This is a genomic window from Acidovorax sp. JHL-3 (genome assembly GCF_000526295.1).
GTDB lineage: Bacteria > Pseudomonadota > Gammaproteobacteria > Burkholderiales > Burkholderiaceae_C > Acidovorax > Acidovorax defluvii.
In genome coordinates this window covers 2,864,817-2,890,135 of sequence record NZ_JAFU01000001.1, presented here as the reverse complement: position 1 = coordinate 2,890,135, position 25,319 = coordinate 2,864,817, and the positions used below count along the sequence as shown (strand labels likewise).

Below are 25,319 nucleotides of genomic sequence, written 5' to 3'. Positions count from 1 at the left end.
CTGCTGACAGCTCACATACCAACGTTGCGTGGTCTGCGCGCTGTGGTGCATACCGACAGCAGCCAGCCCATGCCGATGGCCAGCAGCACCGAGGTGATTTCAGCGGTGCGGGTGGGCAGATAGCGCTGCGTCCATTCGCACGCCAGTGCAAGCACCGCCGTGCAGATGGTCATGCCCACCAGCAAGGCGCCGTTGCGCACCGTGCTCCAGAGGATGGCGCCAAAGCACAGGCATTCAAACGCCCGCGCGGTGATTGCAGACTGCACCCAGGTCGAGAGCGTGGAAGCAAACGGCATCCATTCCATGTCGGCCGGCGGCGTGCGCCACGCCCAGGGCCAGATCGCGTCGAGCAGGTAGGTGGCCAAGGCCACCCATGCCGTGGCCGCCCAGCGTGCCCCCGGCGCCCACGTATCCAGCCAGCGCCACAGCAACCAGCCGCCCCCAATGCCCAGCACCACCGCCATGCCCGGCGACTGACCCACGACCACGAATTTGCCTGCCAGCACCGCCAGTGTGGCCAGCAGGGCCAACGTGTGTGTGCGGTGCGCCAGATGGGCGGTGCGGGCCAGGTGCGCAATGGCAGACAAGCCAATCACCGCTATGCCCACATGCAGCAGCATGCGCCGCGGCTGCCACAGGTCTTGCTGCCACAGCGACTTGACGTTCTGCGCCACCGAGGAAACGTCCAGCGTGGGAATCAGCGGATACAGCTCTGCCACCCACCACAGCGCGATCAGCACCAGCGTGAACTGGTCGGCATCGGCCCAACCCTGGTGCCGGTTCAGCAAGTGACCCACACGCCACCGTGCGGCAAACCCGGCGCCCCAGCCCAGCGCATAGCCCGCCATGTTGAAGATGACATCTGAAAGTGCAGGGGTGCGGGGCAGGAATTTTTGCAGCCATTGCAGCGCGCTGGCCAACACTATCGCCGCCACCAGCCACGCGGCAAAAAACACCCACTTGCGCGGACGCCCCTGCCCAGCCCAGCCCAGTAGCCCACCCAGGGGCACAAACAATGCGATGTTTTCGATCAGGTCCACCAGACCGATGCGGCCGCTCCAGATGAACGCCTGTGGCGCAGTGAAGTTCCACTGGAAGGGAAACAGCGAGCCATACGCAACGAGCAATACAACCAGCGCCAGCGCGACCGGGAGGCCTCGCGAGCGATCATCGACAGATTTCATGGGCGCCTCGGGTCACTGAATCCGGGATCACACCATACAACACCCTGCAGTGGGCCTTGCTCTGGCCGCACTCGACTCGGATGCTTTGAAAAATATAGCTGTCAACGCTTGCTGGATGGGGGTTGCACGCTATTTTTGCCCTGATGGCTGCCGAGAATTGTTGACGGCCTGCCACGGGTGCGCGCGCCCGACGATGTCTCGCGCGCCGGGCGCTCAGGCAATCGATCAGCGCTGTTGGCGGCGGCGAATCGATGCAAGCCCTGCGAGCGCAACTCCGAGCAGTGCAAGCGAGCCGGGCTCGGGCACATTGTTGGGATCTTCAGGGTTGTTGGCCGAGCGGCCGAAGCGCAGGTCGTCAAACCCAAGAATGTCGTTTGTCGCATTGAAAGTCACGCTGGAGATCAGCTGACCGTAGTCAATGAAACCAATGAAAGCGCCGCCACCGTTGATCGCCGAGGGCATGTTGATGGTCTGTGTGACCGAGGAACCATCCACGTACGTGATGGTTTGCTGCGGAACCAGATTGGTCTGCAGGCCGTTCACGAAAAAGCCGAAAGCATCCACTGCGTTGACGAAGGAAAAAGTGACCGAGCCGCCACTTACGGTCCGAAACAGTGCGCCACCCGCAGTGGTATTGAATCCGCACACGGCGCCACATCCGGGGGTTCCGGTGTTGGTCGTGCCGCCGGTGATGGTGAGGTTGGCGGGCAGGGGGGATTCGAAATCCACGGTGTTCAGGGCCCCAGCCACCGAAAGGAACGATGCCGCGGCTGCGGTCGAGTTCACCATTTGCGCGAGCGTGGTCACGTTGTTGTCTGCAGCCAGATACGTCACGGGCGCAGCGTGCACAGCAAGGCAGGCACCCGACAGGATGCCTGCGATAGCGAATTTTTTTGTCATCGACATGGTGGGTTCTCCTGGATGGTTTTCTGAAGCCACTGTTACAAAGCACGCTTTGTGCCAATAAAAAAAGTCTTTATGAATCAATGGTTTGCTATCTTTTCAGCCGCCAGTAACGTCTCAGCTGTAAATAAATTCGACAGGTCAATCGGGTGATTACGCCGAGCATCTCATCCGTGTCCTCCAATCGCGCAGGCGACAGACCACGCCGCTACGTCAACGCACAATGCATCGCGACGCAGTGCCAGACCGGTTGCTGGCAGCGACCCCATTCAATTCAGGAGACAACGACATGACCCGCACCATCCAGCAATTGTTTGACCTCACCGGCAAAACGGCCCTTGTCACCGGTGGCTCGCGCGGGCTGGGCCTGCAGCTGGCGCATGCGCTGGGCGAGGCCGGTGCCCGGATCATGCTGAGCTCGCGCAAGGCGTCTGATCTGGAAGAAGCCACGGCCGACCTGCAGGCTGCCGGCATTGATGCGCGCTGGATTGCCGCCGATTGCTCGCAAGAAGCCGACATCCGGCGCCTGGCCGATGAAACGCTGGAGCGCATGGGCCATGTGGATATTCTGGTCAACAATGCCGGCGCCACCTGGGGAGCGCCCGCCGAAGACCACCCCCTAGAGGCCTGGGACAAGGTGATGAACCTCAATGTGCGTGGCTACTTCATCCTGAGCCAGCACATTGCCAAACACACCATGATCGCGCGGCGCAGCGGCAGCATCATCAATGTGGCGTCCATCGCGGGCCTGGGCGGCAACCCGATTGGCATGAACACCATTGCCTACAACACCTCCAAGGGCGCAGTCATCAATTTCACGCGGGCGCTGGCCGCCGAATGGGGCAAGTACAACATCCGCGTCAATGCCATCTGCCCGGGGTTCTTTCCCAGCAAGATGACGCTGGGCACCCTCAAGGCCATGGGCGAAGAGGCACTGGCTGCCCACGCCCCGCTGGGCCGGCTGGGCGACGACGAAGACCTCAAGGGTCTGTGCGCCCTGTATGCCTCGGATGCGGGCAAGCACATCACGGGCCAGTGGCTTGCGGTGGATGGTGGCGTGAGCGTGGTCACGGGCGGATGAGCGTGCAGGGCGCCGCTTTTGGGGCGGCCCGTTGTGTGCCGGGCTGCCCGAATGGCCCGGACGCTGCCGTCCTGCAGGTTGCCGCCGTGCTGGCCAACCGCCCCTGTCGCCCCCAATATGGCCACATCAGCCTTGCAAGACTATGCTTGCTGCCTTTTTGTAAACCCTGGAGTTGCCTGTGTTGAATTTTGGTGCCGAAATCCCCTTTGTCAGCCATCTTGGTTTCACGCTGCACCGCATGGCGGGGGGCGAGTCGGAGCTGCATTACGAGGCACGCCCAGAGCACCTGAATTCGTTTGACGTAACCCACGGCGGTGCATCAATGACCTTGCTGGATGTGACCCTGGCCACGGCAGCGCGCAGTGACACACCCGAATTCGGCGTGGTCACCATCGAGATGAAGACCAGTTTCATGCAGCCCGCGCGTGGGCCGCTGGTGGCCAAGGGGCGGTTGATCCACCGCACCGCCAGCATGGCTTTTGCCGAAGGCACGGTGTATGACGCCGAAGGCCGCATTTGCAGCCACGCCACGGGCACGTTCAAGTATGTGCGGCGCCAGCCTGCCGACGCCGCAGCGGGGCCGCGGGCCATTTCAACCGATTGAAGCGTGCCGGGGCGCAGCGCTGTGCCGACACCAGTTTTTTGAATCAAAACGGGCTCTAGCGCTTTATGGTAAAGCGCTGGTAGCTATCAAAATGGTAGTAAAAAGGAGACTCTCATGCCAAGCAATCAACAAATCGTTCTCGACAACCGCCCCCAGGGTGAAGCCGTGGCCAGCAACTTCAAGCTGGTTGCCACCGACACCCCCGCGCTCAAGGAGGGTGAGGTGCTGGTGCGCCACCATTTCCTCAGCCTGGACCCCTACATGCGCGGCCGCATGAATGAGAGCAAGAGCTACGCCGCGTCGCAGGGCCTGGGCGAAGTGATGATTGGCGGCACCGTGGGCGAAGTGTTGGAGAGCAAGCACCCCAAATATGCCGTGGGCGACAAGGTGGTGGGCATGGGTGGCTGGCAGGAATACAGCGTGGTCGATGGCAATGCTGTGGGCGCGCTGCGCAAGGTGGACACCACGCATGTGCCGCTGTCGCACTACCTGGGCGCCGTGGGTATGCCCGGCGTGACGGCCTGGTATGGCCTGGTGAAAATCATTGCGCCTAAGGAAGGTGACACCGTGGTGGTGAGCGCCGCCACCGGCGCTGTGGGCAGCGCGTTTGCGGCCCTGGCCAAGGCGCGCGGCTGCCGCGCCGTGGGCATTGCCGGTGGTGCCGAAAAGTGCAAGTACGCGGTTGAAGAGCTGGGCTTTGACGTGTGCATTGACTACAAGGAACACAGCGACGTGCGGGCCATGTCCAAGGCCCTGAAGGAAGCCTGCCCCAACGGCATCGACGGCTATTTCGAGAACGTGGGCGGCTGGATCATGGACGCCGTGATGCTGCGCATGAACGCCTTCAGCCGCGTGGCCCTGTGCGGCATGATCGCTGGCTACGATGGCGCGCCCTTGCCCATGGCCAACCCGGCGCTGATCCTCATCAACCGCATGAAGATCGAAGGCTTCATCGTCAGCGAGCACATGGAAGTGTGGCCCGATGCCCTGAAAGAGCTGGGCACCCTGGTGGGCACGGGCAAGCTGCGCCCGCGTGAAACCATTGCCCAGGGCATTGCCGCCGCGCCCGAGGCCTTTTTGGGCCTGCTCAAGGGCAAGAACTTTGGCAAGCAACTCGTCAAACTCATCTGATCCACGTTGATATTTTTGACCTGAGAGGCTGAGCGCAAAATGCCCGACCTGCCCCCTGCGTTGCACTGGACCTGGGCCCGTTTCGACGACCTGGGTGTGCACGCGTTGCACGATGCGCTGGCCTTGCGCTGCAAGGTGTTCATCCTGGAGCAGGGCCCTTACCAGGACCCCGATGGCGCCGACAAGCACGCGTGGCATCTGCTGGGCTACGACAGCGCGGGCGCACTGAAGGCCTGCCTGCGCGTGGTAGACCCGGGGGTGAACTACCCCGAGCCCTCCATCGGCCGTGTGGTCACGGCCCCCGAGGCCCGCGGTGGCGGCACGGGCCGGGCCCTGATGGCGCAGGGGCTGGCCCGCTGCAACCAGGTGTGGCCGGGCAGGGCGGTGCGCATCAGCGCGCAGGCGCATCTGCAGCGCTTTTATGGCAGCCTGGGGTTTGTGGCGGTGTCCGATGTGTACCTCGAAGACGACATTCCCCATATCGAGATGCTGTGGAGCCCGCCCTGAGCAGCGCAAAGCGCTGATGCCCCGCACGGCCCCGCCTGTTTCAACCACTGCACTGGAGACAACCCATGTCTGCGTTGATCCTGCACCACTATTCCTCATCGCCGTTTTCCGAAAAAATCCGGCTGGTGCTGGGTTTCAAGCAGTTGCCCTGGAAGTCGGTGATCATCCCCAGCATCGCGCCCAAGCCCGACGTGCTGGCCCTCACCGGTGGTTATCGCAAGACGCCCTTTTTGCAGATCGGTGCCGACATCTATTGCGACTCGGCCCTGATCTGCCAGGTGCTCGAACACGAGCACCCCGAGCCGGTGCTGTATCCGCCGCATCTCAAGGGTGTGGCGCGGGTGTTTGCGCAGTGGGCCGACACCACGCTGTTCTGGGCCGCCATGGCCTACAACCTGCAGCCGCGCGGCGCGCAGGCACTTTTTGCCAATGTGGCGCCCGAGGCGGCCCAGGCCTTTGGGGAAGACCGCCGCCAGATGAGCACCGGCATGCAGCGCCTGCGCCCGCCCGATGCCACGGCGGCCTACCGCTCGTATCTGCGGCGCCTGGCGCACATGGTGGAAGAGCACGATTTCACGTTTGGCACCGAGCCCTGCGTGGCCGACTTTGCCGCCTACCACCCCCTGTGGTTCACACGCCAGTGTGTACCGGTGATGGCCGACATCTTTCAGGCCACGCCAGCCGTGCTGGAGTGGATGGACCGGGTGGCGGCACTGGGGCATGGCCGCATGGAGAAATTCAGTGCGGCAGATGCCATCACCGTGGCCGCAGGGGCCGAACCCATACCGGTGGTGGACGATATTTTTCAGGACGAGCATGGCATCGCGCTGGGCAGCCGGGTAACCATTGCCGCCGAGAGCTTCGGTACCGAGCCCACCGAGGGCGAGCTGATTGCCGCCACGCGCACGCGCTACACCGTGCGCCGCACCGATCCGCGTGCCGGCACGGTGCATGTGCACTTTCCCCGCATCGGCTATGTGCTCAAAGAGGTTGCCTCTTGATTGAGCAGCGCCTCTACCGCCTCTCGCGCACTGCGCAAAAATCCGGACGGCACCTGCGCGCCGTGGCCGCCTTTGCACGGTGTCCGCCGGTTGAGCGCACACCGTTTTGAAGTGCAAGGCCCCGAATCATCTACACACCAAAGGAGACACACACATGATCGATAACTTTGCTGGCAAGACCGCCGTACTCACCGGTGCGGGCTCGGGCTTTGGCCTCGAATGCGCACGCATTGGCGCCCGCCTGGGCATGAACCTGGTACTGGTGGACGTGCAGCAGGATGCGCTGGACGCCGCCGCCGCCGAGATGCGCGCCGCCGGGGCCCAGGTGCTGGCCCAGCGCGTGGACGTGTCGAACGCCGCCCAGATGGAGGCTTTGGGCGCCGCCGTGCTCGAGCGCTTTGGCGCACCCCACCTGGTGTTCAACAACGCCGGTGTGGGCGCGGGCGGCCTGGTGTGGGAAAACTCGGTGAAGGACTGGGAATGGGTGCTGGGCGTGAACCTCATGGGCGTGGTGCACGGCGTGCGCGTGTTCACCCCCATGATGCTGGCCGCCGCCAAAAAAGACCCCGCGTGGCGCGGTCACATCGTCAACACCGCCAGCATGGCGGGCTTGCTGGCAGCGCCCAACATGGGCATCTACAACGTGAGCAAGCATGCGGTGGTCAGCCTGTCGGAAACGCTGTACCAGGACCTGTCGCTGGTCACCGACCAGATCAGCGCCAGCGTGCTGTGCCCTTTCTTTGTGCCCACGGGCATCAGCCAGAGCCACCGCAACCGCCCCGGCGACCTGCCTGCCGACAAGCCCACCAAGAGCCAGCTCATCGGCCAGGCCATGAGCGACAAGGCGGTGGGTAGTGGCAAGGTCACGGCTGCCGAGGTGGCGCAAAAGGTGTTTGATGCCGCTGCTGCGGGCCAGTTTTACATCTACAGCCACCCCAAGGCCATCGCCTCGGTGCAGACGCGCATGGAAGACATCATGCTGGGCCGCAACCCCACCGACCCGTTTGCGGGCAAGCCCGAGCTGGGCGCGCAGCTGCGGGCAGCGCTCCGGGCGGATTGATGGCGTGGGCAGGCAGCCCGGTGATAAAAATTTAAGTAAAAATGGCCTTTAGCGCTTATGGGGTAAGCGCTAACAGCTATTAAATAAATAGCAAATGCCAGCCTGTCCAGAATCCACTTGGCCCGAGCCAGACACCCCTTTGGGCCATGGCCACGCATTGTTCGACACGGCCATCGGCACCTGCGGCATTGCCTGGGGCCCTGGCGGCATTGTGGCGGTGCAGCTGCCCGAAGTGGATGCGCGGGCCACGCGGGAGCGCATGTTGCGCAGCCCTGGTCTTTTGCACTGCACCGAATCGGCCGAGCCACCCGCCGCGGTGCGCAGCGCCATCGCAGGCATTCAGGCGCTGCTTTCAGGGCAGCCGCGCGACCTGCGCGAGGTGCCGCTCGATATGACCGGCATCTCGCCGTTTCACCAGCAGGTGTATGCCATTGCCCGCGCCATCCCGCCGGGCAGCACACGCACCTATGGCGAGGTGGCGCAGCAGATCGGCAGCAAGGGCCTGGCGCGTTCGGTGGGGCAGGCGCTGGGCCTGAACCCGTTCGCTCCCGTGGTGCCGTGCCACCGGGTGCTGGCGGCGGGCGACCGGCCCGGCGGTTTTTCGGCCGGTGGCGGCGCGCTGACCAAGCTGCGCATGTTGCGCATCGAAGGCGCTTGCCCGGGTGGTACGCCCTCGCTGTTTGATTGCGGGGGATGGCCTGCATGACGCCCTACGGCCCGTGATGGCGCGGCCTCGGGCGGTCTGATCTGGGGGTGGCAGTGCGGCGTTGTCCAGAGCCCTGGGCGGTGGGCCGCGCAAGCCCGTGCCACGGCGCCGCCCCGGAGACAGCACGATGGCTGTGGCGGGGCGAGAATCGCTCAACATGTTTTTTTACCGTTTTTTGACAATTGCACTATTCCCGGACCTGGCCGTGGCCATCAGTTTCGTCGCCGGTGCGAGGCGTTCGTCAGCGCTTGCAGTCGTTAGAGTCTGTTCAAAGTCTTTTCATGGTGCCCGCCCTGGCACCGGGATGGGCGCGGTGCAGCGGAGCCTGACCTGATGGACCGCGTAAACCCCGCTGCCCATGTCGTTACCCAAGCCACCACCGGGCCAGCCGATGGGCTGCCCCAGCCGGCGCGCAACCGGGCCATGCTGGTCATCATTCTGGGCATCACGATGGCGGTGCTCGATGGCAGCATCGTCAACCTGGCCCTGCCGGGCATTGCGCGCGAGCTCAATGCCAGCGCCGCCCAGGCCATCTGGGTGGTCAACGCATACCAGATCGCCACGCTCGTCATGTTGTTGCCGCTGGCATCGCTGGGCGAGCGCCTGGGGTACCGCCGTGTCTATCTGGTGGGCATGGCGCTGTTCACGGTGTCTTCGGTGGGGGCCATGCTGGCCGATTCGCTGGGCACGCTGATTTTTGCGCGGGCGGTGCAGGGGCTGGGTGCGGCCGGCATCATGAGCATCAATGCCGCGCTGGTGCGCCTGACCTATCCGCGTGCGCAACTGGGCCGCGGCCTGGCCATCAATTCCATGGTGGTTGCCCTGGCGGCGGTGGCCGGCCCCTCTGTGGCGGCGGGTATTTTGTCGTTGGCGCCATGGCAGTGGCTGTTTGCGCTCAACCTGCCGCTGGGGGCCTTCACGCTGTGGCTGGGCTGGCGTGCTTTGCCCTTCAATCCACCCAGCGCGGTGGCGCCACCGCGCCCCGCTGCCCTGGATGTGGCGCTGAACGTGCTGATGTTCACGCTGATTTTTGTGGGCGGTGAGCGGCTGGTTGCCAGCGGCAGTGCCGGGCGGGGCGTGACCTCGCTCGAGGCGTGGGGCGTGCTGGCGGCCGGGGTGGCTGTGGGCGGTGTGTATCTGCGTCGCCAATGGCACCTGGCCGCGCCCCTGTTTCCGGTAGATTTGCTGCGCATACCCGTGTTTGCCTTGTCGATGGGGGCTTCGGTGGGGGCGTTTTGCGCCCAGACCCTGGCCTATCTGGCCCTGCCGTTCTTGCTGCTGGATGGGTTGGGTCGCAGCCCCCTGGAGGCGGGGCTGTTGATCACGGCCTGGCCCGTGGCCATTGTGGTGACGGCGCCGCTGGCTGGCCGCCTGATTGGCCGCTACGCCGATGGCTTGCTGGGAGCCATCGGCATGGCGGTTTTTGCCTGCGGCCTGTTGCTGTTGGCCGCTTTGCCGGCCAACCCGTCCCCTATCGACATGGTCTGGCGCATGGCCTTGTGCGGCGCCGGGTTTGCGCTGTTCCAGTCGCCCAACAACCACACCATCGTCACTTCGGCCCCGCTGCACCGCAGTGGCGCAGCCAGCGGCATGCTGGGCACGGCCCGGTTGACCGGACAGACGCTGGGCGCAGTGATGCTGGCGGGCATTTTCTCGCTCTGGTCCTCACACGATGGGCAGGCCGAGATGGTTGCGCTGGTCTGTGCCGCCGCCTTTGCCGCGCTGGCGGCCGTGTCCAGCGCACTGCGGTTGCGCACAAGCCACTGACGAGCTATTGCCAAGGGGAGAGAGTCCTTTGGGGTGGTGACTGGGCCCAGCCAAACAGCCCTTGCAATGCGGTAGTTTTTATTTGTAATTTTTGAAACGTATACAAATTTGCATATTTAGGTGTGGATGTTTGCTGCTGTTTCTTTTAGTGTCAGCATTTAAGGATGACCTGCATAACCCCCTGCGGTCTGTGATGGCGCGGTCTCTGGCGGTCCACTGCGTTGCTTTTCTTGCCAACAGCCGAGCTATTGGCCGCAAAAGAACGCCTTGTGGCCCATCCTGATCCGCACTACCACCGACTCGCGAGGGTCATGCACGTCGTCCCTAACGGAAAAATGCTGTGCGCAGCAGTACCTCTTTTTGCGGTTTCTGCGCTCCCCTGGAGGTTTTATGGCCATCTTTCCCCCCGAGCCCCGCATGGCTGGGGTTACTTCCAAGCTGCAGGATGTTGGTGCCAGTGAGGGGCGCTTTGGAGGACATGGCGGCGCGCCTTCTGTATGGCCCGATTTCCTGAAAGGACAAGCGGATTGCCCGGTGCGGGTGTTGCTGGTGGACGACGATGCGCACATTCGCCTGGTGATTGCGCAAGAGCTCATGTCGGACCCGCGCACTCTGGTGGTGGCACAGGCGTCCAGTCTGCGCGAGGGGCGCAAGGCAATCAAGCAGCACGAGTTCGACGTATTGCTGGTGGATTTGCACCTGGGTGATGGCGAGGGCTTCGAATTGCTGGATTACATGAAAACCGTGCGCCCGTCGGCAGAGGCCGTGGTGATTTCGGTCATGGAAAACGACGATGAGGTATTGCGCGCATTTGAGCGGGGCGCAACAGGGTATCTTGGTAAAAATTCGTGGTTTGGCAACTACCCGCAGGCCGTGCTGCAGGTGGTGAATGGCGGGGCATCCATCACGCCCAACCTGGCGCGGCGCCTGCTACAGCGGTTTGACAAGACCCATGTGGACCAGCCCGCGCGCCACGAGTCCGTAGAGGTTGACCGCTTGTCAGATCGCGAGAAGGAAGTTCTGCGCATGGTGGCCAGCGGTTACACCAGTGCGGAAATTGCCACGAATCTGCTGATCAGCGGTATGACGGTTAACACCCACATTCGTAACATCTATCGCAAGCTGCAGGTGCGCACACGCGCCCAGGCCGTGCGGTTTGCTTCGCTGCGGGGGCTTTTTTAGGCGCATCGGTTGCCAGGGCCGCCGCTCATTGTGCAGACATGTTTCGTACCAGCCCACCGCGTTTCGCTTTGGCCTGCCTGGCATTGTGGGTGGTGCAGCTGGTGTTGAGCCTGCTGCTGGCCTGGCATTGGTGGACCCTGAGCTCATCCTCCATGCAGTGGGTCCTGGCCATGCAGATCGTCACCGGAGTCTTGCTGGGGCTGTTGATCTTGATACAGCTGCCCCGCGCCCTGCAGTGGCGGCCACGCCGCAATCCACGTCCCAGCGCAGAACTGCAGGCCGAGCGCCAGCGCATTGCGCGGGAGCTTCACGACAACATCGGCTCCCAGTTGATCAACACCATGGTTTTGCTGGACCCTCAAGTGCCCGCCCAGTCGCAGGCGCTGCGGGCGCTGGAACAGTGCATGCTGGATCTGCGCCTTGTCGTGGATTCGATGGACAGTGGCACCGACTCGTTGATTGATCGCCTGGCGCGGCTGCGCCACCGTATGCAGCCGGTGCTGGACCGGCGCGGTATCAACATGGCGTGGCATGTTCAACCCGCAAGCGACGCGGATATCCTGGATGCCGTGCGTGCCCAGCACATGGTCGCCATCGTGCAGGAGGCCCTGAGCAATGTGCTGCAACATGCGCAGGCCACGCAGGTGACGGTGCGCCTCAGCCATAGCCAGGATGGCGAGCAGGGCAGGTGGCAACTGGATATCTGCGACAACGGGCGCGGCGTGTCGCAAGCATCGATGGCCGCACGCGCCCCATCGTCGGGGTTTGGCCTGGAGGGAATGCACGCCCGTGCGCGGCAGATCGGCGCGGTGCTGGAATTGATGCGGCCCGACGAGGGGGGCACCTGCATCCGCGTGGTGCTCCCTGACAGCAGCGGCCCCCACCCCATGCACCCAGAGCAACACAGCTCGTCGTCCCTGCTGGATGGCGGGTGAAGAGGGTGGCGGCCCCCTGCTGGTGGGGTGTTGATGAAAATACATGCCAAAATGGCATCAATCCCTTTTGTAGAAAGCGCTAATAGCTATTAAAAAAATAGCATTTTAAGCCGAGTCACCCAGCCACATCAGCCCGGCGCGGGTTCTCGCGTGTGGCACACTCGCCCGCTTTTCCCGTCTACGTGCCAGCAGGATAGAACGCAATGCAAAAGATCGTCCGGCAGATTGCCGAAGAAATCCGGATCACAGAGCAACAGGTCAAGGCCGCCATCGAGTTGCTGGATGGCGGCGCCACGGTGCCTTTTATCGCGCGCTACCGCAAGGAAGTGACCAACGGTCTGGACGATATCCAGTTGCGCGAACTGGAAGCGCGCCTGTCCTACCTGCGCGAGCTGGAAGACCGCCGCGCCGCCGTGCTCAAGAGCATTGACGAGCAGGGCAAACTGACCGATGCGCTGCGGGTAGCCATTGCTGCAGCACCCACGAAGCAGGAGCTCGAAGACCTGTATTTGCCCTTCAAGCAAAAGCGCCGCACCAAGGGCCAGATGGCGCGCGAATTCGGCATCGAGCCGCTAGCTGACAAACTCTTTGCCGACCCCACGCTGGACCCTGCGGTGGAGGCAGCAGCCTTCACCAAGCCGCCTGAGGTGCTAGACGACGGCAAGACAGGCGCCGATTTTTCTACCGTGCCTGCGGTGCTCGATGGCGTGCGCGACATCCTCTCCGAGCGCTGGGCCGAGGACGCGGTGCTGGTGCAATCCTTGCGCGAGTGGCTGTGGGCCGAGGGCCTGCTGCGCAGCAAGAAGGTGGACGGCAAGAATGAGAACGACCCCGAGGTCTCCAAGTTTCGCGACTACTTTGAATACGACGAGCCCATCGGCCGCGTGCCCTCGCACCGTGCGCTGGCGGTGTTCCGGGGCCGAGGTCTGGAGATTTTGGAGGCCAAGCTGGTGCTGCCTGAGCCGCAGGCGAATTCCACGTCCCAGCCCGACCCGCGCCAGCCCAGCATCGCCGAGGGCAAGATCGCCCTGCACCTGGGCTGGAGCCACCAGGGCCGCAAGGCAGACGACCTGATCCGCAAGTGCGTGGCCTGGACCTGGCGCGTCAAACTCAGCCTCTCGACCGAACGCGACCTGTTTGCCCGCCTGCGCGACGATGCCGAAAAAGTGGCGATCAAGGTGTTTGCCGACAACCTGCGCGACCTGCTGCTGGCAGCGCCCGCCGGCCCGCGCGTGGTGATGGGGCTGGACCCCGGCATCCGCACCGGCGTGAAGGTGGCCGTGGTGGATGCCACGGGCAAACTGGTGGAGACCGCCACCGTGTACCCGCACGAGCCACGCCGCGACTGGGAAGGCGCGCTGCACACGCTGGCCAAGCTGGCCGAAAAGCATGGCGTGAACCTGATTGCCATTGGCAACGGCACCGCCAGCCGCGAAACCGACAAGCTCGCCGCCGACCTCATCAAGCTCGCAGCCAAGGTGGACCGCGTGATCGAAAAAGTGGTGGTGAGCGAAGCCGGCGCTTCGGTCTACTCCGCCAGCGAATACGCCTCGCAAGAGATGCCCGACGTGGACGTGAGCCTGCGCGGCGCTGCCAGCATTGCGCGCCGCCTGCAGGACCCGCTGGCCGAGCTGGTCAAGATCGACCCCAAGAGCATTGGCGTAGGCCAGTACCAGCACGACGTGAACCAGAGCGAGCTGGCGCGCACGCTGGGCACGGTGGTCGAAGACTGCGTGAACTCCGTGGGCGTGGACCTGAACACGGCCAGTGTGCCGCTGCTTTCGCGCGTGTCGGGCCTGTCGGGCAGCGTGGCCAAGGCCGTGGTGCGCTGGCGCGAGGCCAATGGCGCCTTCAAGAGCCGCAAGCAACTGATGGATGTGGCGGGCCTGGGTGCCAAGACGTTCGAGCAGAGCGCGGGCTTCCTGCGCATTCGCGGCGGCGACAACCCGCTCGACATGACCGGCGTGCACCCCGAGACCTATCCGGTGGTCGAACAGATCATGGAGAGAACGGGCAAGCCCGTGGTCGAGCTCATGGGCCGCGCCGACATGCTCAAGACCCTCAAGCCCGATCTGTTTGCCAACGAAAAATTTGGTGTCATCACCGTCAAGGACATTCTGGCCGAGCTGGAAAAACCCGGCCGCGACCCGCGCCCCGACTTCAAGGTGGCGCGCTTCAACGATGGCGTGGAAGACATCAAGGACCTCAAGGAAGGCATGATCCTGGAGGGCACGGTGAGCAACGTGGCCCAGTTTGGCGCCTTCATCGACCTTGGCGTGCACCAGGACGGTCTGGTGCATGTGAGCCAGCTTGCGCACAAGTTTGTGAACGACGCGCGCGAAGTGGTCAAGACCGGCGACATCGTCAAGGTCAAGGTCATGGAGGTGGACGTGGAGCGCAAGCGCATCGGCCTGTCGATGAAGCTGGGCGATGCGCCACCACGCCAGGGCGGCGACCGGGGCGCGCCGCGTGATAACCGCTTTGAAGGGGCAGGGCGCGGCTACCAGCAGCCCCAGCGCCGTGCGCCCGAGCCTGCACAGTCGGCCATGGCTTCGGCCTTTGCCAAGCTGCAGCAGCCCAAGAATCGGTAACAGCCGGGTACATAATCGTCCGCATCTCAACTGGAGGCGCTGTACCCATGGAGCTGAATGCCCTGCTGGCCCACCCCGTGGCGCTGCCCAGTCTGCCGCGCGCCGTTGCGTTGCTGATGACTGAGCTGGCCCACGACGAGCCCAGCCTGCGTCGGGTGGCCCAGCTCATCGGCACGGATCCGGCACTGGCCGCCCGCCTGCTGGAGCTTGCCAACACGCCTGCTTTTCAGATGCAGCGCCAGATTGCCGGCATCCCCGAGGCGTTGGCGTTGCTGGGCGTGGTGCAGTTGCGGTCTCTGGTCAGTTCTGCGCCACTGGGCACTACTTCGCGATCGGTGCCGGGCGTCAACCTCCAGCAGTTCTGGCGCTACAGCCTGAACACCGCCAAACTCGCCCGGTCACTGGCGGGCCTTGTGCACCACAACCAGATCGCAGCCTATACGGCGGGGTTGCTGCACGCGGTGGGCGAGCTGCTGCTGCACCTGGCCGATCCTGAAACCGTTTTGTCGATCAACACCCTGGTCTCGCCGCTGGATCTGCGGCGCGCCAAGATCGAGCAGCGCATTCTGGGCTACTGCTATGGCAACGTCAGCGCCGGGCTGGCGCAGCGCTGGCAGTTTCCCGATGTGGTGGTGGAAGCCCTGCAGCACCAGAGTGCGCCGCTGGACAACAACGTCTATGAGCCGCTGGCGGGCGTGATCCACCTGGCGTCGTGGCGCGCCCGTGCCCGCGAGGCCGATCTGGGTGAAAAGGAAATGGCCGTTTCCTTCCCGGGCGAGGTGGGGCTGATGCTGGGCCTGGACATCGACATGGTGCTTCAGCAAGACCCGATCGACTGGACCGCACGGCCCGAGGCCTCTGATTACGTGGTCTGAGAAACTGAGTGCCGGTTGGCGACCACACGGCCAGTTGGCGCGGTGAGTCGGCAAAGGTGGGATGAAAAATGCAGCCAGCATGTGGCGGCCAACAGGTTCCATGGCCGTCACGCCGCGCGTGCGCGGATTGCGGGGCGGTTTGGGCACATTGCTTTGCGACAATGGCCTCCATGAAAGCCCTGCACATTCACGCCGGCCCACGGGCCCGCCAGCACCTTGAACAACATGGCCTGCAGTCGGCCGATGTGCACGTGATTCCCGCTGCGGCGGGCGGCCCCAAGGGCTTGGTCCTGGGGCCGCTGGATCGTTTCATTTTTGGTGAGTGGCTGGCGAAGTCAGAGCACCCGGTGCATCTGGTGGGCGCCTCGATTGGCGCCTGGCGCATGGCTGCGGCGTGCCTTGATGCGCCGGTGGCGGCCCTGGAGCGGCTGGAGCATGACTATGTTCACCAAAGCTACGACCTGCCTGCCGGCCGCAAGCGGCCTGCAGCGGCCCATGTGAGCCAGCGCTTCGCGCAGACCCTGGCGTCTTTTTATGAGGGGCGGGTGCACGAGGTGTTGCAGCATCCGCGCTACCGCCTGCACATCGTCACTTCACGCGGGCGCCGCCTGCTGGGGCGTGAACACCCCGTGGCCACGCCCGTGGGTTATCTGGCGGCTTTTTTGACCAACGCGTTGCACCGCAAGGCGATGGGGGCCTGGCTGGAGCGCGTGGTGTTCTCGTCGCCGGATGCGGATGGTGCCTGCGCCGCATTGCCCTTCGGGGTCGGTGACTACCGAACCCGCCAGGTGCCGTTGAACGCCGCCAACTTCATGTCGGCGCTGCAGGCCAGTTGCTCGATTCCGTTTGTGCTGCAGGCGGTGCATGACATTGCGGGTGCCCCGCGCGGTGCGTATTGGGATGGCGGTATTACCGACTACCACATGCACCTGCGCTACGGAGTTGAAGATAATATTGCTATAAATAGCATAGCTGACTGCGCTTATTTATCGGGCGCTACAGGTCAAAAGCACCATAAAAACTTGCCTGGGCATCGTGCCACTGGCGCCGGGCTGGTGCTGTATCCGCATTTCCAGCACCGGGTGGTGCCGGGCTGGCTCGACAAACGCCTTCCCTGGCGGCACAAGACCACGCCTGCGCTTGATTCCATGGTGTTGCTGTCACCCAACCCCGAGTGGGTCAAAACCCTGCCCAACGCCAAGCTGCCGGATCGCAATGATTTCACGCATTACGGCACTGACACCACGGCACGCGCCCGCGCCTGGCTGGCCGCCACCCGCGCCAGCCAGCAGCTGGCCGATGAGTGGGGGGAGTGGCTGCACAGGCCCGACTTGGGGGCGGTGCAGCCTTTGTAGTGTGAAGATATCGAGCCCACGCACAGGGCTCACCGATCTCAAAGCGCCTGGGTCAGCATCTCGCGGTATTCGTCGGCCGTGGCCACGCGCGGGTTGGTCTTGTGGCAGTGGTCGGCCATGGCTCCCTTGATGATGTCATCGAACATCGCCTCGGTCACGCCCATGGCGGCCAGGCCGGTGGGCAGGCCCAGGCGGGCGTTCATGTCGCGGATGGCTTCGGGGATTTCGCCTGCGCTGGCCAGTCCCATGGCGTGGGCCATGCGCTCCAGTCGCCGGTCTTTTTGCACCGATGGCGCCTGTGCGTTGAAGTGCACCACGGCGGGCAGGAACATGGCGTTGAGGGTGCCGTGGTGCAGGCGCGGGTTCACGCCGCCCAGGCTGTGGCTTAGCGAATGCACGGCACCCAGGCCTTTCTGGAATGCCATGGCGCCTTGCATGCTGGCGCTCATCATGTTCAGGCGCGCCTCGCGGTCGGATCCATCACGCGTGGCCTTTTCGATGGCAGCCCAGCCGCGTTCCAGCCCGTCGAGCGCAATGCCATCGGCCGGCGGGTTGAACGCGGCCGACATGAAGGTTTCCATGCAGTGCGCGATGGCGTCCATGCCGGTGGCGGCCGTCAACAGGGGCGGCAGGCCCAGCGTGAGCTCGGGGTCGCAGATGGCCGCCTTGGGCACGAGGTTCCACGAGTGAAAGCCAAGCTTGCGGTGGTCATCCACGATGATGATCGCGCCGCGCGCCACCTCGCTGCCGGTGCCGCTGGTGGTGGGCACGGCAATCAGGGGTGCTGCGCGGTCGGTGATGCGCGGCGAGCCGCCCTCGATGGTGGCGTAATGGGTGAGCGGCCCCTCGTGCGTGGCGGCAATCGCAATGCCTTTGGCGCAGTCGATGGCCGAGCCACCGCCCACGGCGATGAGGCCGTCGCAGCCCTGGGCCTGGTACACCTGCACGGCGGCGCGCACGGCGGCTTCGGTGGGGTTCGATGGCGTCTGGTCGAACACCGCCACGGTCATGCCGGACAGGGCGTCCAGCGCTTTTTGCAGCACGCCCGCGGCTTTCACGCCAGGGTCGGTCACGACCAGCGGGCGCGTGATGCCCACGCGCTCGCACTCTTGCTTGAGCAGCTGGACGGCGCCGTATTCGAACTGGATCTGGGTAACGTAGTAGATGAAAGCCATGGCGATGGGTGAAGTTGCGTTTACGATTGCTCCAAACACTTTACAACCCGGAGACACCGATGGCCACGAAGCAAACCCTCATTGCGCTGGCGTTTTCCGTCGCGTTGGCGACAGCCGCACAAGCCGAATGCCTGACCGATGCGCAGGCCGCCGACATGGTGGCCCACTACGTCGCCAGGACACCAGCGGCCAATCCCGAAAACCTGTCGGATGCGGATGGTGCCTGTTCGCGCGCCAAACTCAATCAATTGCTCGCGCAGCGAGTTGGCAAGGTGATTGGCTACAAGGCCGGCCTCACCAACCCGGCGGTGCAAAAACGCTTCAACACCGACAAACCGGTGTGGGGCAAGCTCTATGAGGGCATGGTTTTGCAAAGCGGTGCCACGGTCGATGCCGCCTTTGGCGCCAGGCCCCTGTACGAGGCCGACATGCTGGTACGCGTGAAAAGTGCCGCCATCAACCACGCCAGGACACCCATGGATGTGCTGGAGGCCGTGGACCAGATCATCCCCTTCATCGAGTTGCCCGACCTGATGGTGCAGGCACCACCCAGGCTCAATGGCGCGGGCGTGAGCGCCATCAACGTGGGCGCGCGGCTGGGCGTAGCGGGTAGCCCGCTGGCCGTGCCTGCCTACCGTGGCGAACGCTATGCCTTGCTGCAGGCCTTGGCTGAAATGAGTGTGTCCCTGACCGATGGCACGGGTGCCCGTCTGGGTGGCGGCAAGGGCAGCGACATCCTGGGCCATCCGCTCAGCGCCGTGGTGTGGCTGGCCGGTGCGCTGGCCCAGGAGGGCTTGGCGATGCAGCCAGGTGACCTGATCAGCCTGGGCTCTTTCTCGCCACTGCTGCCGCCCAAGGCGGGCCTCTCGGTAATGGCCACCTACGACGGTCTGCCGGGCGCCGCACCGGTGCGCGTGACGTTCAAGTAATCCACGCTTGGGGCGGTGCGCACCATCGCCACTGTCCTCTTCCCCTGTTCTGCGCCGAGACTCCGACCGTTGACCGATCTGCACATTCACCACACCCGTCTGACCCCCCAGATGCGCAGCGTGCTTGAGCGCATGGCCCGCGCTGGCCACGCGCCGCTGCATACGCGTTCACCCCAGGACGCTCGCGTTGCCTACGAAGCCGGTGCCGGCGTGCTGGAGGTGCCCAAGGCAACCCTGGCGCGGGTGGAAGACCTGCACATCCCTGCCCGCGATGGCCATGCGATGGCCGCCAGGCTGTATGCACCAAGCACCGACGCGGGGTTGCCACTGCTGCTGTACATGCATGGCGGCGGCTTCACCATTGGCAGCATTGCCACGCACGACATTCTTTGCCGCGAGCTGGCGCGCCTTGCTGGCTGCATGGTGGTGTCGCTGGACTACCGGCTGGCGCCGGAGCACCGCTTTCCCGCGGCCAGCAACGATGCGTGGGATGCCCTGCAATGGCTGGCAACCCATGCAGAAACCCTGCGCGCAGACCCAGCACGGCTGGCTGTGGGCGGCGACAGTGCAGGCGGCACGCTGGCCTCGGTGAATGCCATCCTGGCGCGAGATGCGGGCCTGCCGCTGGCGCTGCAACTGCTGATCTACCCTGGTTGCGCGGCCCACCAGGACACGCCATCTCATGCCACCTTTGCGCGCGGGCTGGTGCTGGAAGAGCCCGCCATCAGCTGGTTCTTTGGCAACTATGTGCAAAGCCGCGCCGAGCGCGAGGACTGGCGTTTTGCCCCGCTGCATGCACCCGATGTGGACGGTGTGGCACCCGCCTGGATCGGCCTGGCCGAATGTGACCCGCTGGTAGACGAGGGCGTGGACTACGCCGACAAACTGCGCCTGGCCGGTGTGCCGGTGGACCTTGAGATCTACCGCGGCGTGACCCATGAGTTCATCAAGATGGGCCGCGCCATTCCCGAGGCGCGCAAGGCCCATGCCGACGCAGCCCGCGCGCTGCGCCAGGCGTTTCATCTGGAGTAAAAAAATCATGCAACGCAGTGACTTCCGCTGTGTCCACCGCCTGCGCGTGCGCTGGGCTGAGGTGGACATGCAAAAGATCGTGTTCAACGCGCACTACCTCATGTACATCGACAACGCCATGTCCGACTATTGGCGCGCGCTGGCCTTGCCCTATGAAGCGAGCATGCTGGCCCTGGGCGGCGAGATGTATGTGAAGAAGGCCACGGTCGAATACCACGCCTCGGCGCGCCTGGATGACACGCTGGATGTGGGTTTGCGCTGTGCCCGCGTGGGCAACTCGTCCAGCCTGTTCGAGGCGGGCATCTTCAGCGGCGACCAGCTGCTGGTGTCGGGCGAACTGGTTTACGTGTTTGCCGACCCCGCTACTCAAACCTCGCGCCCCGTGCCGCCGGCGCTGCGCGCCATTTTTGAAGGGTTCGAGGCCGGTGCCGACATGGCCGAGGTGCGCACCGGCGACTGGAATGCCCTGGGCCGCGATGCGGGTCGCTTGCGCACCGCTGTGTTTGTGCGCGAGCAGGGCATTGCCGCCGACCTAGAGGCCGATGCACTCGACGCTTCGGCGCGCCATGCTGTGGTTTACAACCGCCTGGGCATGCCGGTTGCCACGGGGCGGTTGCTGCAGCAGTCGCCAGGGGTGGGCCGCATTGGCCGCATGGCGGTGGACCGCTCGGTGCGCGGCGCGCAGTGGGGGCGGCAATTGCTGCAGGCGCTGGTGGATGCCGCCCGTGCGCGTGGTGATCGCGAGGTGCAGCTGCACGCCCAGCGCAGCGCTGAGGGGTTTTATCGCCGGGCAGGGTTTGCTGTGGTGGGCGAGCCCTATGAAGAGGCTGGCATCGCCCACATTGCCATGGCGCGCAGCCTGTAATTGGCTGCCGCAAAATAACTTGTGCTTCGCGTTGGACGTTTGACGCCGGACGCCTGATACCGGGCGCCTGACGCAGTCAAACGCCAGACGCCGTCATCCAAAAAGCGCCCGCCAGGCAGTCAGCGCTGCAGGGCGGGCATTGGGTCACACCTTCTCAAGCGCCTGCGCCAGGTCGGCCTGCAGGTCGCTGATGTGCTCGATGCCCACCGACAGGCGCACCATGTTCTCGCTCACACCGGCCTTGGCCAGCTCGGCCGGATTGAGCTGGCGGTGCGTGGTGGAGGCCGGGTGGGTAGCCAGCGACTTGGCGTCGCCAATGTTCACCAGGCGGGTGAACAGCTGCAGCGCATCGAGGAAACGGGCGCCTGCGGCACGCGGGTCGGCGTCGCTGGCCTTCAGGCCGAACGACAGGATGCCCGATGCGCGCCCGCCCATCTGCTTTTGGGCGAGTGCGTGGTCGGCGTGGTCGGGCAAACCAGCGTAGCGCACCCATTCGACCTTGGGGTGGCTTTGTAGGTGTTTCGCCAGCGCCAATGCGTTGTCGCAGATGCGGTCCATGCGCAGCGGCAGCGTTTCGATGCCCTGCAGCGTGAGCCAGGCGTTGAACGGCGACAGCGCCGCGCCCATGTTGCGCAGCGGCACCACGCGCGCGCGGCCAATGTAGGCTGCAGCACCCAGCGCCTCGGTGTAGACCACGCCGTGGTAGCTCACGTCGGGCTCGTTCAGGCGCTTGAAGCGCTCCTTGTGCTCGGCCCACGGGAACTTGCCGCTGTCGACGATGATGCCGCCGATGCTGTTGCCGTGGCCGTTCATGTACTTGGTGAGCGCGTGCACCACGATGTCGGCACCGTGCTCGATGGGGCGGCACAGGTAGGGGCTGGGCACGGTGTTGTCCACGATCAGTGGCACACCATGGTCGTGCGCCACCTTGGCCAGCGCGGCGATGTCGGTCACGTTGCCCAGGGGGTTGCCGATGGATTCGCAGAACACGGCCTTGGTGCGTGCGTCGATCAGCGCAGCAAAGCTGGCCGGGTCGCGCGGGTCGGCAAAGCGCACCTCGATGCCCTGCTGCGGGAAGGTGTGCGCAAACAGGTTGTAGGTGCCGCCATAGAGCGTGCTGGCCGAAACGATGTTGTCGCCGGTCTCGGCAATGGTCTGGATGGCCGCCGTGATGGCCGCCATGCCCGAGGCCATGGCCAGCGCGGCAATGCCGCCCTCCAGTGCCGCGACGCGCTTTTCGAGCACGTCGTTGGTCGGGTTCATGATGCGTGTGTAGATGTTGCCGGGCACCTTCAGGTCGAACAGGTCGGCACCGTGCTGGGCGCTGTCAAACGCGTAGGCCACCGTCTGGTACAGCGGCACGGCGGCAGACTTGGTGGTGGGGTCGGGGGAGTAGCCGGCGTGGACGGCAAGGGTTTCGATGTGCATGGTTGGCAGTCTCTCTGTTGTGAAATGTTGTCGATGACCCGCGATGGCGGGGCGCCAGCGCACATTCTTGCACCGGCGGCCGTGGCGCCCCACCGAATCGTTTGCTATGTGCTTATGGGGCGGGGTCGTCGATGGCGCTGCCGCTGGCCCGGCGTTTGCGCCGCCACGCCTTCTCCAGCTCGACCACGCAATACACCACCAGCGCCGCTGCCACGCAGATGCCCAGCTCGCCCAGGCTCAGCGGCTCGGTTCTGAAAATGGGGTTGAGAAACGGCACGTAGATGGTGGCCATTTGCAGCGCAAACGTCAGCAGCACGGCGCCCAGCAGGGGCCGGTTGCTGGCCAGCCCCAGACGCCACAGCGGCTCGCTTTCGGAGCGGATGGCCATCACATGGGCCATCTGCGCAAGCGTGAGCACGGTGAACACCATGGTCTGCCAGTGCGCGTGGCCGGTGTGCAAGGCCCAGGCCTGCACGGCCAGGCACAGGCCAGCGATCAGCAGGCCCATGCCCAGAATGTGCTGCCACATGCCCTGGGCAAACAGGCTCTCGTTCGGCGGGCGGGGAGGGCGTTGCATGATGCCGCGCTCGGCCGGTTCGGCCGCCAGGGCCAGGCCGGGCAGGCCGTCGGTTACCAGGTTGACCCACAGGATGTGGATGGGCAGCAGCGGAATGGGCAGCAGCAGCAGCGGGGCCAGGAAGATGGTCCAAATCTCGCCCGAGTTGCCCGTCATGGCGTAGCGCACGAACTTGCGGATGTTGTCGTAGATGCGCCGACCCTCTTTCACCGCCGCGACGATGGTGGCGAAGTTGTCGTCCAGCAGCACCAGGCTGCTGGCCTCGCGTGCCACGTCGGTGCCGCCCTTGCCCATGGACACGCCAATGTCGGCGCGCTTGAGGGCCGGGGCGTCGTTCACGCCGTCGCCCGTCATGGCCACGAAATGGCCCTGGGCCTGCAGCGCCTCGACGATGCGGATCTTCTGCGCCGGGTCCACGCGGGCATACACATGCACCTGCTCCACGCGTGCGCGCAGTGCAGCGTCGTCCAACTGGGCCAAGTCGGCGCCGGTGAGCACGGGCGCATCGGCATGGGCCACGATGCCAAGGCGGTGCGCGATGGCGCGCGCCGTGGCGGGGTGGTCGCCCGTGATCATCACAGGGGTGATGCCCGCGCTCATGCAGTCGCGCACGGCGGCCTGGGCTTCCGGGCGCGGCGGGTCGATAAGGGCGATCAGGCCCAGCAACTCCAGCAGGCTTTCCACATCATCCAGGGCATTGGTATCGGGCAGGCGCGCGTGGTTGCGCCGGGCCAGGGCCAGCACCCGCAGGCCCTGTGCGGCGAGCTGGTTGGCCGTGGCCAGCACGGCGGCGGTGTCCAGCGGCTGCCCGCCTTCGGGTGTCCACTGCGCCGTGCAGCGCGGCAGCACCGACTCGGGGGCGCCCTTGGTGTAGGCCACGAAGCCACTGCCGCCATTGCCGCAGCGGTGAAAGGTGGTCATGCGCTTGCGGTCGGAGTCGAAGGGCTGTTCCTGTACGCGCGGGGTGGTTACATCGAGCTGTGCCTTGTCCAGCCCGCCTGCATGGGCGGCCAGAACCAGGGCGGTTTCTGTGGGGTCGCCCTGCCAGTCGGTCGGGTTGGCGCAGGGGCTGGGGGAAATGGGGGCGCCATCGTCATCGCTGCGTGCGTGGCGCGCGGCATCGTTGCACAGCGCAGCGGCGCGCAGGGCTTCTGCATGTACGGGGCCGGGCAACGGGTCGCCAGGTGCCCAGCGCTGGCCCTGTGCCAGCAGCAGTTCGGCGTGCATGTGGTTCTGGGTGAGGGTGCCGGTCTTGTCTGAGCAGATGGTGGTGACCGAGCCCAGTGTTTCCACCGAGGGCAGCCGGCGCACCAGTGCCTTGACCGCCACCATGCGGCGCGCGCCCAGCGCCAGCAGCACCGTGACCACGGCGGGCAGCGCTTCGGGGATGGCCGCCACGGCCAGGCTGATGGCGGTGAGGGCCATCAGCAGCGGGGATTCCCCGCGCAACACGCCCACCGCAAAAATCACGATGCAGATGGCGATGACCCCCAGGGCCAGGCGCTTGCCGAAGGCCGCCAGGCGCAGCTGCAGCGGCGTGCTGCGGTCTTCGCCGCCCAGCAGGCGGGCCACCTTGCCCAGCTCGGTGTGCATGCCGGTGGCCACCACCAGGCCCCGCGCGCGGCCGTGGGTGGCTGTGGTGCCCTTGAAAGCCATGTTGACGCGGTCGCCCAGGGCACTGGTGTCTTGAGCGGCCAGGGTGTCGGTCTGCTTGGCCACGGTGACCGATTCGCCCGTGAGGGCCGATTCGTCCACCTGCAGTTGCGCGATCTCGATCAGGCGCAGGTCGGCCGGAATCTGGTTGCCCGCCTCCAGCAGCACGATGTCGCCGGGTACCAGCACGTTGGCGGGCACCACCTGTACTTCGCCGCCGCGCAGCACGGTGGCATGGGCCGCCGACAGCTGGCGCAGCGCGGCCATGGCCTGGTCTGCCCGCCAGGCTTGCACGAAGCCGATGATGGCGTTGAGCACTACGATGACCAGGATGACCAGCGTGTCGGTGAGGTCGCCGATCACGCCCGAGATCACGGCTGCGCCCAGCAGCACCAGCACCATGAAGTCCTTGAACTGGTCGGCCAGCAGCGCCAGGGGGCCACGCCGTGCGTGGTCCTGCAGTTCGTTGGCGCCGTGCTGCAGTGCGCGCTGCGTGGCCTCTTCATCGTGCAGGCCGGTAGCGGGATTGACCTGGTAGGCCTGGGCGAGCTCGTGGGCGTCGCGCAGGTGGGCATCTGCTCGGGGGGCGTTGGCAGGGGTAAGGGGGTCGGTCGTCATGCAGTATTTCTGTTGGGGCGATGAACGATGCCGTGGGGGCTCACGCGCGGGTGGGGGTGTTCACAAGGAGGTCCCACCTTAGCCCAAACACATGTCATGCTTTGCAACTGAGCCGATGCGGGACGTCCCCGGTGGATATATGTGCTATATAAAACATAGC

At 65.0% G+C, this 25,319-nt stretch carries 21 protein-coding genes; 16 read left to right on the top strand and 5 right to left on the bottom strand.

Annotation, left to right across the window (positions count from 1 at the left end; genetic code table 11):
- Positions 1–11: 11 nt before the first annotated feature.
- Entirely contained in the window at positions 12–1,184 is a 1,173-nt protein-coding gene (locus K226_RS0113435) for a VanZ family protein (protein ID WP_024815311.1), read from the bottom strand.
- A 225-nt stretch (positions 1,185–1,409) separates the two neighbouring features.
- Positions 1,410–2,090 (bottom strand): PEP-CTERM sorting domain-containing protein, encoded by a 681-nt coding sequence (locus K226_RS0113430; protein WP_238324229.1) that lies wholly within the window; start codon positions 2,088–2,090, stop codon positions 1,410–1,412.
- Between the two features lie 286 nt (positions 2,091–2,376).
- Between K226_RS0113430 and K226_RS0113425 the strand changes: the two genes are divergently transcribed.
- The 13 genes from K226_RS0113425 to K226_RS0113365 all read left to right on the top strand — a co-directional run bounded on the left by K226_RS0113425 (position 2,377) and on the right by K226_RS0113365 (position 16,882).
- The gene (locus K226_RS0113425; RefSeq protein WP_024815309.1) at positions 2,377–3,168 is read left to right on the top strand and encodes an SDR family oxidoreductase; all 792 of its coding nucleotides are present in this window, start codon (positions 2,377–2,379) and stop codon (positions 3,166–3,168) included.
- Between the two features lie 178 nt (positions 3,169–3,346).
- A complete protein-coding gene (locus tag K226_RS0113420) occupies positions 3,347–3,772 on the top strand; it encodes a PaaI family thioesterase (RefSeq protein ID WP_024815308.1) in 426 nt (141 codons plus the stop codon).
- A gap of 114 nt (positions 3,773–3,886) precedes the next feature.
- Positions 3,887–4,903 (top strand): NADP-dependent oxidoreductase, encoded by a 1,017-nt coding sequence (locus K226_RS0113415; RefSeq protein ID WP_024815307.1) that lies wholly within the window; start codon positions 3,887–3,889, stop codon positions 4,901–4,903.
- A gap of 39 nt (positions 4,904–4,942) precedes the next feature.
- Complete coding sequence (locus K226_RS0113410; RefSeq protein WP_035241073.1) at positions 4,943–5,410, top strand: GNAT family N-acetyltransferase; 468 nt, start codon at positions 4,943–4,945, stop codon at positions 5,408–5,410.
- A gap of 65 nt (positions 5,411–5,475) precedes the next feature.
- Complete coding sequence (locus K226_RS0113405) at positions 5,476–6,411, top strand: glutathione S-transferase family protein (protein WP_024815305.1); 936 nt, start codon at positions 5,476–5,478, stop codon at positions 6,409–6,411.
- 154 nt (positions 6,412–6,565) lie between these two features.
- A complete protein-coding gene (locus K226_RS0113400) occupies positions 6,566–7,471 on the top strand; it encodes an SDR family oxidoreductase (RefSeq protein ID WP_024815304.1) in 906 nt (301 codons plus the stop codon).
- Positions 7,472–7,565: 94 nt separating this feature from the next.
- Positions 7,566–8,177, top strand: coding sequence for a methylated-DNA--[protein]-cysteine S-methyltransferase (locus K226_RS0113395; protein ID WP_024815303.1), 612 nt, complete (start codon positions 7,566–7,568; stop codon positions 8,175–8,177).
- A gap of 333 nt (positions 8,178–8,510) precedes the next feature.
- On the top strand, positions 8,511–9,944 hold the full coding sequence (locus K226_RS0113390) for an MFS transporter (protein WP_024815302.1): 1,434 nt from the start codon (positions 8,511–8,513) through the stop codon (positions 9,942–9,944).
- A 390-nt stretch (positions 9,945–10,334) separates the two neighbouring features.
- Entirely contained in the window at positions 10,335–11,126 is a 792-nt protein-coding gene (locus tag K226_RS0113385; RefSeq protein ID WP_024815301.1) for a response regulator transcription factor, read from the top strand.
- A gap of 38 nt (positions 11,127–11,164) precedes the next feature.
- The gene (locus K226_RS0113380) at positions 11,165–12,061 is read left to right on the top strand and encodes a sensor histidine kinase (protein ID WP_024815300.1); all 897 of its coding nucleotides are present in this window, start codon (positions 11,165–11,167) and stop codon (positions 12,059–12,061) included.
- Between the two features lie 203 nt (positions 12,062–12,264).
- On the top strand, positions 12,265–14,652 hold the full coding sequence (locus K226_RS0113375; RefSeq protein ID WP_024815299.1) for a Tex family protein: 2,388 nt from the start codon (positions 12,265–12,267) through the stop codon (positions 14,650–14,652).
- Positions 14,653–14,699: 47 nt separating this feature from the next.
- Positions 14,700–15,527 carry an HDOD domain-containing protein gene (locus K226_RS0113370; protein ID WP_024815298.1) on the top strand — a complete coding sequence of 276 codons (828 nt, stop codon included), beginning with the start codon at positions 14,700–14,702 and terminating at the stop codon, positions 15,525–15,527.
- A 170-nt stretch (positions 15,528–15,697) separates the two neighbouring features.
- On the top strand, positions 15,698–16,882 hold the full coding sequence (locus K226_RS0113365; protein ID WP_024815297.1) for a patatin-like phospholipase family protein: 1,185 nt from the start codon (positions 15,698–15,700) through the stop codon (positions 16,880–16,882).
- A 38-nt stretch (positions 16,883–16,920) separates the two neighbouring features.
- On the opposite strand, the gene K226_RS0113360 is transcribed toward K226_RS0113365, so the two are convergent.
- Entirely contained in the window at positions 16,921–18,057 is a 1,137-nt protein-coding gene (locus tag K226_RS0113360) for an iron-containing alcohol dehydrogenase (RefSeq protein WP_024815296.1), read from the bottom strand.
- Positions 18,058–18,116: 59 nt separating this feature from the next.
- On the opposite strand from K226_RS0113360, the gene K226_RS0113355 reads away from it, so the two are divergent.
- From K226_RS0113355 to K226_RS0113345, 3 genes are all read left to right on the top strand, one after another.
- Positions 18,117–18,986, top strand: coding sequence for a 2-keto-4-pentenoate hydratase (locus K226_RS0113355; protein ID WP_024815295.1), 870 nt, complete (start codon positions 18,117–18,119; stop codon positions 18,984–18,986).
- 111 nt (positions 18,987–19,097) lie between these two features.
- Positions 19,098–20,018, top strand: a complete 921-nt coding sequence (locus tag K226_RS0113350) for an alpha/beta hydrolase (RefSeq protein ID WP_202899905.1) — start codon at positions 19,098–19,100, stop codon at positions 20,016–20,018.
- Positions 20,019–20,025: 7 nt separating this feature from the next.
- Positions 20,026–20,883 (top strand): YbgC/FadM family acyl-CoA thioesterase, encoded by an 858-nt coding sequence (locus tag K226_RS0113345; RefSeq protein ID WP_024815293.1) that lies wholly within the window; start codon positions 20,026–20,028, stop codon positions 20,881–20,883.
- A 144-nt stretch (positions 20,884–21,027) separates the two neighbouring features.
- Here K226_RS0113345 and K226_RS0113340 read toward each other — a convergent pair whose 3' ends face one another.
- Together K226_RS0113340 and K226_RS0113335 are read right to left on the bottom strand one after the other, a co-directional pair.
- A complete protein-coding gene (locus tag K226_RS0113340) occupies positions 21,028–22,311 on the bottom strand; it encodes an O-acetylhomoserine aminocarboxypropyltransferase/cysteine synthase family protein (RefSeq protein ID WP_024815292.1) in 1,284 nt (427 codons plus the stop codon).
- Positions 22,312–22,423: 112 nt separating this feature from the next.
- A complete protein-coding gene (locus tag K226_RS0113335) occupies positions 22,424–25,159 on the bottom strand; it encodes a cation-translocating P-type ATPase (RefSeq protein WP_024815291.1) in 2,736 nt (911 codons plus the stop codon).
- Positions 25,160–25,319 lie beyond the last annotated feature (160 nt).